Source organism: Luteimonas sp. 8-5 (assembly GCF_029763755.1).
Classification (GTDB): domain Bacteria; phylum Pseudomonadota; class Gammaproteobacteria; order Xanthomonadales; family Xanthomonadaceae; genus Cognatiluteimonas.
The window spans coordinates 46315-56404 of sequence record NZ_JARUVM010000022.1; the positions used below are offsets into that span (position 1 = coordinate 46315).

General features: G+C 71.4%; 6 protein-coding genes. 4 read left to right on the forward strand and 2 right to left on the reverse strand.

Features of this window, described 5'->3' with window-relative positions:
* Window positions 1-15: 15 nt before the first annotated feature.
* Window positions 16-2145 (forward strand): bifunctional (p)ppGpp synthetase/guanosine-3',5'-bis(diphosphate) 3'-pyrophosphohydrolase, encoded by a 2130-nt coding sequence (locus QAA18_RS04035; protein WP_279411194.1) that lies wholly within the window; start codon window positions 16-18, stop codon window positions 2143-2145.
* On the opposite strand, the gene QAA18_RS04040 is transcribed toward QAA18_RS04035, so the two are convergent.
* Together QAA18_RS04040 and QAA18_RS04045 are read right to left on the reverse strand one after the other, a co-directional pair.
* A complete protein-coding gene (locus QAA18_RS04040; RefSeq protein ID WP_279411185.1) occupies window positions 2142-3437 on the reverse strand; it encodes a glycosyltransferase in 1296 nt (431 codons plus the stop codon). The genes QAA18_RS04035 and QAA18_RS04040 overlap by 4 nt on opposite strands.
* The gene (locus QAA18_RS04045; RefSeq protein ID WP_279411187.1) at window positions 3437-4780 is read right to left on the reverse strand and encodes a glycosyltransferase family 4 protein; all 1344 of its coding nucleotides are present in this window, start codon (window positions 4778-4780) and stop codon (window positions 3437-3439) included. The genes QAA18_RS04040 and QAA18_RS04045 overlap by 1 nt, the downstream gene beginning before the upstream one ends.
* 75 nt (window positions 4781-4855) lie before the next feature.
* Here QAA18_RS04045 and mrcB point away from each other — a divergent pair, with 75 nt between their 5' ends.
* The 3 genes from mrcB to QAA18_RS04060 are packed head-to-tail and all read left to right on the forward strand — an operon-like array spanning window position 4856 to window position 9745.
* Window positions 4856-7246 carry a penicillin-binding protein 1B gene (gene mrcB / locus QAA18_RS04050; protein ID WP_279411189.1) on the forward strand — a complete coding sequence of 797 codons (2391 nt, stop codon included), beginning with the start codon at window positions 4856-4858 and terminating at the stop codon, window positions 7244-7246.
* Window positions 7246-7764, forward strand: coding sequence for a tetratricopeptide repeat protein (locus QAA18_RS04055; RefSeq protein ID WP_279411190.1), 519 nt, complete (start codon window positions 7246-7248; stop codon window positions 7762-7764). The genes mrcB and QAA18_RS04055 overlap by 1 nt, the downstream gene beginning before the upstream one ends.
* Window positions 7765-7777: 13 nt before the next feature.
* Window positions 7778-9745, forward strand: coding sequence for an ATP-dependent DNA helicase (locus tag QAA18_RS04060; RefSeq protein ID WP_279411191.1), 1968 nt, complete (start codon window positions 7778-7780; stop codon window positions 9743-9745).
* Window positions 9746-10090: the final 345 nt, after the last annotated feature.

The window sequence follows — 10090 nt, forward strand, 5'->3', positions numbered from 1 at the left end:
CCGCCCCTGCGCAAGCTGCTGCGCGACGCCATCGCCACCGGCCTGCACGGCGCGCGGGATCCGGCCCCGGTGGTGGCCGACACCCTGGCTTCGCTGGCCCTGCTCGAATCCGGCGGCGAGGTGCTGGCCGCGGCCATCCTCCATGTCGCCCCGACGCTGGCCGAGGCGCTCGCGCCGGAGCTGTCGCGCAAGCATCCCAACGTGCAGGTGCTGCTGGAGGGCCAGCGCGCCGCCAACCAGGTCTGGGCCCTGCACGCCGAACGCAGCGCGCAGGGGACAGGTAGCGAAGGCCTGCGCCGGCTGCTGCTGGCGATCGTGCGCGACCTGCGCGTGGTGCCGATCCTGCTGGCGCGGCAACTGGCGCGGCTGCGCCACGTCGGCGCGCGCCCCGAAGCCGAGCGCCGCGCGCTGGCCCAGCTCACCCGCGACATCCACGCTCCGCTGGCCAACCGCCTCGGCATCTGGCAGCTGAAATGGGAACTGGAAGACCTCGCGTTCCGCCACCTCGAGCCCGATACCTACCGCAGCATCGCCCGCCTGCTCGACGGCAAGCGCGGCGACCGCGAGCGCTACATCGAACAGGTCAAGCGCGAACTCGACAAGGCCCTGCTCGCGCACGGCCTGCACGCCGAGGTGTCCGGCAGACCCAAGCACATCTACAGCATCTGGAAGAAGATGCAGAAGAAGGGCGTGCCGATCGGCGAGCTCTACGACCTGCGCGCGGTGCGGGTGATGGTCGACGACGTCGCCGCCTGCTATGCCGCGCTCGGTGTCGTCCACGCGCTGTGGGCGCCGTTGCCCAGCGAGTTCGACGACTACATCGCCCGGCCCAAGCACAACGACTACCGCTCGTTGCATACGGCTGTGGTCGGCCCCGAGGGCAAGACGCTCGAAGTGCAGATCCGGACCTTCGACATGCATGCCCAGGCCGAACTCGGCGTGGCCGCGCACTGGCGGTACAAGGAGGCCGGCAGCGTGTCGGGCGGCGCCGGCCGCTCGGCCGCCGGCAATGCCGCGCTCGACCGCAAGATCGAATGGATGCGGCGCCTGCTAGACGCCAGGGCCGAAGGCGATGCGGGCCTGCTCGAGGAGCTCGACAGCGAGCTGGTCGAGGACCGCATCTACGCGCTCACGCCCAAGGGCGAGGTGGTCGACCTGCCGCGCGGCGCGACACCGCTGGACTTCGCCTACTACGTGCACACCGAGGTCGGGCACCGCTGCCGCGGCGCCAAGGTCGACGGCCGCATCGTGCCCCTGGACTACAGGCTGGAGAGCGGCGACCGCGTCGAGATCATGACCGCCAAGACCGGCGAGCCGCGGCGCGACTGGCTGGTGGCCGCCAACGGTTTCCTCGCCAGTCCGCGCTCGCGGGAAAAGGTCCGCAGCTGGTTCCACAAGCTCGACCGTGCGCGCAACGTGCAGGACGGCCGCGAGCTGCTGGACCGCGAACTCAAGCGCATGGGCCTGCAGCACGCGGACCTCGCGGCGATCACGCGCCGCTTCAACGCCGATACGGTCGAGGACCTGCAGGTGCTGGTCGCGCTCGGCGACGTGGGCCCGCACCAGGTGGCGCGCGCGCTGGCCGAGCACGAGCGCGCCCGCACCGAACGCGCGCCTGAAGCGCCGCTGGTGCCTCGCGTCCCGCAGCCACGACGCCCGCACCGCGGCAAGGCGTCGCCGGTGACCGTGGTCGGTGTCGGCAACCTGCTGGTGCAGATGTCGAAATGCTGCCAGCCGCTTCCGGGCGAGCCGATCCGCGGCTACCTCACGCGCGGCCGCGGCGTCAGCGTGCACCGCGCCGACTGCGCCACGTTCCTGCGCCTGGAGGCGGCCGAGCCCGGGCGCGTACTGCCGGTGGAATGGAGCGGCGGGCGCAATGGCAGCCACGAGGTCGACCTGTTGCTGGACGCGATCGACCGCAAGTGGCTGCTCAAGGACCTGACCAACCTGATCGCGCAGGAAGACGCGCACGTGCTGGACATCCATAGCGATAACGTCGGTGGCGACAGCGTCCGCGGCGGCAATGCCCGCGGCGGCCGCATGCGCTTGCGGATGCGCGTGCGCGTCGCCGATTTCGGCCAGCTGTCGCGGCTGCTCGGCAAGATCGAGGCGATCGCCGGCATCGAGCGCGCGCGGCGCGCCTAGGCGCGGGGCTTGGTCGCGACCTCGCGGAGCAGTGCGTCCAGCCGCCGTGCCAGGTGGCTCCAGCCGAACTCGGCGACGCCTTCCCGGTCCAGGCGCAGGCCCGCAAGCAGGCGTCCCTCGACGTGCAGTTGCCGCAAGCGCCGCAGTTCCGCCGCGATGGCCGACTCCGAAGGAGCGCATGCCCAGCCGCGTTGCCGCGACACGACCTCAGCCGCGACCGCGTCGCCCGGAGCGTCGCCGACATGCAGGATCGGGCGCCCGGCGCCCATGTATTCGTAGCATTTGCCCGGTACCTGGCTGGGATCCTGGTTGGCCAGGTTCACCAGCACGTCCGCCCGGCGTTGCCAGTCCAGCGCGGCCAGGTGCGGCAGGAAGCCGAGCAGGCGGACGCGGTCGGGATGCTTACGCGCGGCTTCCAGCACCTCGTCGGGGGCATGGATTGTGGCGATGTTGAGGCGCACGCCGGGCGTCGCGATGACGGCCCGCAGCAGCGCACCGGCGCTGCGGAAACTGTAGAAGCTGCCGGTGTAGAGCAGTTCGAGCGTGGCCGCTTCGCTCGCCGGGGCGTCCTGCGCTTCCGCCGGCGCGCGCGCGTCGTCGAAGCCCTGGGTGAGCACGACGATCGGGGCATGGTCGGCGCAACGGCTGGCCAGCAGTTCCTGCGCAGACGGCGTCGTGACCAGGATCGCGGAGGCGCGGCGGCAGGTGTCGGCTTCGAGCCGTTGCGCACGCCGTCGCCAGTGCGGTGGCGTGTATGGCGCCAGCACCGGATCGGCGAGGTCGGCGACCCAGCGGAAGCCGGCCTCGTGCGCGCGCAGGCCCAGCTCCAGGCTCGTGGCCGGCTCGTGCGAACTCACCACCACATCGGGCGATCGCGATGCCAGCAGCTCGTCCAGTCTCGCGCACGCATGCCGGTGCCATTCGCCGCGCAGGTCCGGAAACCAGACACGCTCGCCCAGTCGCTGCAACCAGGCCGAGACGCGGTGTTTCCAGCCGCTGCGGGACTGCATGGTACTGGTGGTGATCCCGGGCTCTCCGCCGCCTGCGGCATGCGCCCGAGTGCGACGTCGCCGCCGCCATGCCACCAGGCCGCGGACATGACCGGGATACGTGCGGTGCACGCGAACGCCGGCCGGCAGCTCCGGGAGGCCGGGCGACTGACCGCCGAGATCGATCGTCAATACGTCGATGTCGTGGCCGAGCCGGTGCAGTTCGCGGCACAGGTACGCCCAGCGCAGCGACTGCGGCGATGGGCTCGGCGGAAACTCGTAGGCGAGCAGGAGGATGCGCATCAGCGCACGCCTCCCGTCGAGCCCAGCGAGGCCCGCACTGCGTCGAGCGCGGCCGCGGGTGAAAAATGGCGCCGCACGTTGGCGCGGCCGTTGTCCGACAGCCTCCGCCAGAGATCCGGATCGCGATACAGCGCCACGACCCGGGCCGAGAATCCTGCGGCATCATCGGCAACCAGCACGTCACCGCCGTCTACCAGGTGCATGCCCTCGACCGCGCACGCGGTCGCCACCACGGGCTGGCCGTGCGCCAGGCTCAGGTTGATCTTGCCCTTGACCCCGGCACCGAAGCGCAGCGGCGCCACCGCGATCCGGCAACCATCGAGCAGCGGCGCCAGGTCCGGTACGTGGCCGTGGGCGATGACACCCGCGGAGGCGGGGACCGCCGCGGCGCCGTGGCCGGGGTCGCCGACCAGATGCAGTTCGACCTCTGGCAACTCGGCGCGGACGCGCGGGAAAATGTCGGACACCAGCCATTCCACTGCGTCGCGGTTGGGCGGATGCCTGAGGCCGCCGACGAACAGCAGGCCATGGCGCTGCTCGAACGACGCGCCTGCGGTGTCGTCCTCGATGATGTTCGACACCACGCGCACGTCCGCGCCGGGCAGGGCGGGAAGCAGGAGACCGCGCTCCACCGGGCTGACCACCCAGGTCGTGTCGGCCAGCTCGGCAAGCGCCAGTTCCCGCTTGCGCGTCGCCGCAGCGCGTCGGGCCAGGCCGCGATCGCCGCGCAGCTCCGCTTCGCGCGCTTCGCGCAGGTGATGCAGGTCCACGGTGTCGAAAACCAGGCGCGCCTGCGGCGCGATCCGGCGCAGCAGCGGCAACCAGTGCCCCGCTGCGTGATGGCGGCAGACGATGGCGGCCGCCAGCGTGCCGCGGTGGCCGCCGATCCATGCGATTGCCGCGCCGGCGTTGCCATCGACGGGAACGTGGATGCCTTCGGCGGCCAGGCGCGCGATGGCGGCAGCGTCGCTTCCGCCTTCGTCGGCGATGAACGCGACGCGGTAGCCCGCCGACACCATGGCCCGCATCAGGTTCAGCAGGCGCAGGGACCCGGAATCGCGATCGGGCCGTGGCGCCCTGCCATCGACCACGAGCACCCAGGGGCCCACTTCCCACGGCCGGGCTTCGGCCGCAGGCAAGGCACCCGTGCCGCCGGACGCGTCGCCGTCCTGGGGGCGTGCCCGGTGCCACGTGGCCTTCCAGCCCTGTTCGCGGATGCTGGCCCGGGCGCGGCGCAGCAACTGCAACTGCCGCCGGAGCCGGAACTGCAACCCAGCGAGCAGCATGGCGCTGGATTCGGTGATCGACAAACCACGTAACTCCGGCTGACTGGAAGGGAACATGCGCACGGGGCCATGCGGCCGGCTGCGCTAGACTCGGTGCATTCCCGGCATGCCGGGCCATTGTCGCATCCCCACATGCCGCGCATCGATCCCGACGACGACTACGAGAATGAGGACGAGGACACCGGCACAGGCCAGGACTGGCGTCGGCGCCTGTTGACCTGGGCCCTGGCCGCGGTCGGACTCGGCCTGGGCTTCCTCATTCCTTATGTTTTGTACCTCAACCAGCAGGTCGGCGAGCGTTTCGACCAGCTCCGCTGGCAGTTGCCCACCCGGGTCTACGCGCAGCCGCTGCGCCTGGCGCCCGGCCTGGCGATGGATGCCGCGACACTGAAGACGGAACTGGCCGCCGCGTCCTACCAGGATGACGGCGCCGGGGTACGTCCGGGTTCCTACAGCCACGAAGGCAGTCGCTGGCGCATCGCCAGCCGCGGTTTCCGGGACGTCACCGGCCAGATCGGGCCGAGCAGGATCGAGGTCGTGCTCTCCGGCGGCCGCGTGGCCGCGCTGCGCGACCTGGCGCGCGACCAGGCGATCCGCGGCGCCGTGCTCGACCCGGCGCGCATCGCCACGCTATACGGGCAGAAGCAGGAAGAGCGGCGCCTGGTCGAGCTCAAGGACGTACCGGAGCTGCTGGTCACCGGCCTGCAGGCGGTCGAGGACCGCGATTTCGACCGCCACCACGGCATCGATCTCAGCGGCATGCTCCGCGCGCTGTTCGTCACCGTCAGCTCCGGCGGCGAGACCCTGCAGGGCGGCAGCACGCTCACCCAGCAGCTGGCGCGCAGCGGCCTGCTCGGCATCGGCCAGGAACAGACGCCGGTGCGCAAGTTCAACGAGATCCTGTACGCACTGCTGCTCGAGGCCCGTTACGACAAGGGCCTGATCCTCGAGACGTATTTCAACCAGGTCTACCTCGGCCAACGCGGCAACCAGGAGATCCGCGGCATCGCCGCCGGTTCCGAATACTGGTTCGGCCGCGACCTGCGCGACCTCAACACCGCGCAGGTCGCGCTGCTGGTCGGCATCATCAAGGGGCCGTCGTGGTACGACCCGCGCCGGCACCCGGAACGCGCGCGCGAACGCCGCGATTTCGTGTTGTCCAAGTTCCACGAGACCCAGCTGATCACCGACGAGGAATTCGCCCGCGCCAAGGCCTCGCCGCTGGGCATCACCAATGCGCCCGGCAGCACCTCGGCCAACCGCTTCCCTGCCTACGTCGACCTCGTGCGCCGGCAACTGGCGCGCGATTATCCCGAGGATGCGCTGCAGGGCGCCGGCCTGGCGGTGATGACCGGCATGTCGCCGTCGGCGCAGGCGTACGCGGAAGGCGCGGTCGCGGCCACGCTGAAGTCGCTGGACGCGAAGGGCCGTCCGCCGCTGCAGGCGGGCCTTGTGATCACCGACGTGCACGAGGGCGAGGTGCGCGCGGTCGTCGGCAGCCGCGATTTCACCCGCCACGGCTTCAACCGCGCGGTCGAGGCGCAGCGCCCGGTCGGTTCGATCATCAAGCCGTTCGTGTACCTGCTCGCGCTGGCCCAGCCCGGCCGCTGGTCGCTGGCCAGCTACGTCGAGGACACGCCGGTGACGGTCACCCTGGACACCGGCAAGCGCTGGAGCCCGGGCAATTCCGACAGCCGCAGCCTGGGCACCATCCGCCTGATCGATGCGCTGGCGCGTTCGCGCAACCAGGCGACCGTGCGCGTGGGCATGCAGGTCGGGCCCGAGCGCATCGCCGACCTGGTGGGCACGCTGTCGGGCATCCGCGCGACGCCCAATCCCTCGCTGATCCTGGGTGCGCTGGACCAGAGTCCTTACGCGATGGCACAGCTGTACCAGTTCCTCGCCTCGCAGGGAGAGATCCAGCCGCTGCATGCGGTACGCGGCGTCATCGACCGCGACGGCAAGGTGGTCAACCGCTACGACAAGGATCCGGCGCCGGCGCAGGAAGGCGACGCGATCGCCGCGCGGCTGGTGACCATCGCGCTGCAGCGGGCGGTGTCGTCCGGCACCGGCAGGCAACTCGTGGCCGATGGCCTGGGACACCTGCACGCCGCCGGCAAGACCGGAACCAGCAACGACAGCCGCGACAGCTGGTTCGCCGGCTGGACCGGCGACCACCTCGCCGTCGTCTGGGTCGGCAACGACCAGAACAAGCCCACCGGCCTGTACGGCGCGACCGGCGCCATGAAGGTGTGGTCGTCGATCTTCAAGCGCTTGCCGAGCGCACCGCTGGACGTGTCCGACAAGGGCCTGGACTGGCAGTGGGTGGTGGGATCCAACACCACCGACGCCGATTGCCCGGAAGCGCAGCGCTACGCCTTCGTTGCCGGTTTCGCACCCGCCTACCAGACCTGCCACTACAGCGAGCCCGAGGAAGGCGGCGGTTGGCGCAGCTGGTTCGGCTGGGGCGATCGCGACGAGGAGCCCGAACAGGCCGAGCAGGCGCAGGAGCAGCAGCCGTGATGTCGCGCTTCCGCCTCGTGGCGATCGCTGTCGGCCTGGCATTGCTCGTCGCCGGTTGCGCAAGCGGCGGCGGCACGTTCGCCACGCCATCGGGCGTGTCGCCCGAGGCGATGGTCGCGCAGATCCGCGCCGCCGCGGGCCAGGACGACACGGAGCTCGCGGTGCAGCCGTTGCGCGATCCGATGGTCGAGGACCTGCGCGGACAGGCGTTGTCCCTGGAGCAGCAGCGGCGCTACGCGGATGCGGTGGCGGCGCTGGAACAGGCGCTGGAACTCGTGCCCGACGATCCGGCATTGCTGCAGGAACGTGCCGAGGCGGCGGTGCTGGTGGGCGACTTCGCCACCGCCACGCGACTGGCCAAGCGCGCGTGGGATTTGGGCGCGAAGGTCGGGCCGTTGTGCCGCCGGCACTGGGAGACGCTGCGCCAGTTGCGCCTGGTCGCCGGCGATGCACCGGGCGTGGTCTCGGCCCAGGTGCAGCGCGAATCCTGCACGGTCGCCGGACCCGCGCGCTACTGATGTCCCCGCACTGATGTCCGCCCTGTCCGAACGCAGCCGCGACGCGCTGGCCGAAGGCGGAGCGCTCGCCGAAGCCATCCCCGCGTTCGCGCCGCGGCCCGGGCAGCAGCGCCTGGCCGAGGCTGTCGCGGAGGCGTTCGAAGCGCGCGCCAACCTGCTGGCCGAAGCCGGCACCGGCACCGGCAAGACCTACGCCTACCTGGTGCCCGCGCTGCTGTCCGGCCTGAAGACGATCGTCTCAACCGGTACCCGCGCCTTGCAGGACCAGCTCTACCACCGCGACCTGCCGCGCGTGCGCGACGCGCTCGGCGTCGGGCTCAAGACCGCGCTGCTGAAAGGGCGGGCGAACTACCTGTGCCTGTACCGCGTCGAGCAGGCCAAGGGCGAGGCCAGGTTCGGCGACCGCGAACAGGTCTCGCATTTCCAGCGCATCGTTGCCTGGGCCGGCCGCACCCGCATGGGCGACATGGCCGAACTCGAGGGACTGCCCGAGGATTCCCCGCTGCTGCCGATGGTGACCAGCACCACCGACAACTGCCTGGGCAGCGAATGCCCGTTCTGGAACGAATGCTTCGTGGTCCAGGCGCGCCAGCGCGCCCAGGGCGCCGACCTGGTCGTGGTCAACCATCACCTGCTGCTGGCCGACCTGGCCCTCAAGCAGGAAGGTTTCGGCGAGATCCTGCCCGGTGCGCAGGCGTTCGTCGTCGACGAGGCGCACCAGCTTCCCGAGCTGGCCGCGCAGTTCTTCGGCGAAGGCCTGGGCTCGCGGCCGCTGGTGGAACTGGCGCGCGACACCATGCGCGAGTGCAAGGACGTCGCCGGTGCGCTGGCCACGGTGCAGCCGCACGCGCAGCGCCTGGAACACGCGACGCGTGCACTGCGCGTGGCCATGGACGTGCTGCCGGTGCGCGCGACTCGGGAACGCGCACGGCACCATCGAGACGTCGCCGACGCCTTCGAGGCCCTGGGCCTGGCGCTGGCGCAGCTCGCCGATGCGCTTTCGCCGCTGCGCGAAACGTCGCCCGGCTTCGACGCCTGCCACGCCCGCGCGATCGACATGGCCGCCCGCCTCGCACGCTGGACGGAGGAAGAGGAGGCGGATGCCTGTTCACCGGACGTGCTGTGGTACGAGCTGACGGCGCGGGGGTTCCGGTTGCAGCGAACGCCGCTGGACGTGTCCGGTCCGCTGCGCGAGCACCGCGAGAAGTCGCGTGCGGCGTGGGTGTTCACGTCGGCCACGCTGGCGGTAGCCGGCGGTTTCGACCACATCGCCAGGCGGCTGGGCCTGGATGCGCCGATGACGGTGCTCGAACCCAGCCCGTTCGACTGGAACCAGCAGGCGCTGTGCTACATGCCGCCGCGATTGCCGGAGCCGATGTCGCGCGGTTATACCGCCGCACTCGTCGACGCGGTGATGCCGGTGCTGGAAGCGTCGGGCGGGCGTGCCTTCCTGCTGTTCGCCTCGCACCGCGCGCTGCGCGAAGCCGCCGCGGCGTTGCGCGGCGCGCCGTGGCCGCTGTTCGTGCAGGGCGAGATGCCGCGCGCGCAACTGCTGCAGCGGTTCCGCGAATCGGGCAACGGCATCCTGCTCGGCGCCGCAAGCTTCCGCGAAGGCGTGGACGTGGCGGGCGACACCCTGAGCGTGGTCGTGATCGACAAGCTGCCGTTCGCCGCCCCGGACGATCCGGTGTTCGAGGCGCGCCTGCAGGCGGTTCGTCGTGCCGGCGGCAATCCGTTCCGCGACGAGCAGTTGCCTCAGGCGGTGATCGCGCTCAAGCAGGGCGCCGGCCGCCTGATCCGTACCGAGACCGACCGCGGCGTGCTGGTGCTGTGCGACCCGCGCCTGGTGGGCAAGAGTTACGGGCGCGTGTTCCTCGAATCGCTGCCGCCGTTGCCGTCGACGCGCGACGTTGCCGACGTCGAGGATTTCTTCGCCGAAGCCTGTTCGGCCAGCGTCAGCGCCACGTTGTTGCGCAGGTAGGCCGGTTCCACCAGTTCCGGCGCGACCGCCTCGCCGCGCGCGAACATCGGTGCCGCAAGCTTCGCCACGTCGGCCGCACGCGGCAAGGTCGTGTCGTCCACCGATGACAGCCGCCCACCCAGGCGGGTGCGCAGGACGCCGTCGGCGGCCGCGTATCCGGTGCCGACGCCCACCCAGCCGCTCCCCTCCGGGAGCGCGATCGCGCCGGGCGCGCCGACGGCTTCGGCCTGGACCAGGCGCAGGCCGTCGCCTTCGCGCGCGAATGTACCGAGGTAAACCTCGCCCATGCGCGCATCGATCGCAGCCAGGATGCGGTCGCCGGCGGCCGGCCAGGCCAGCGCCGCC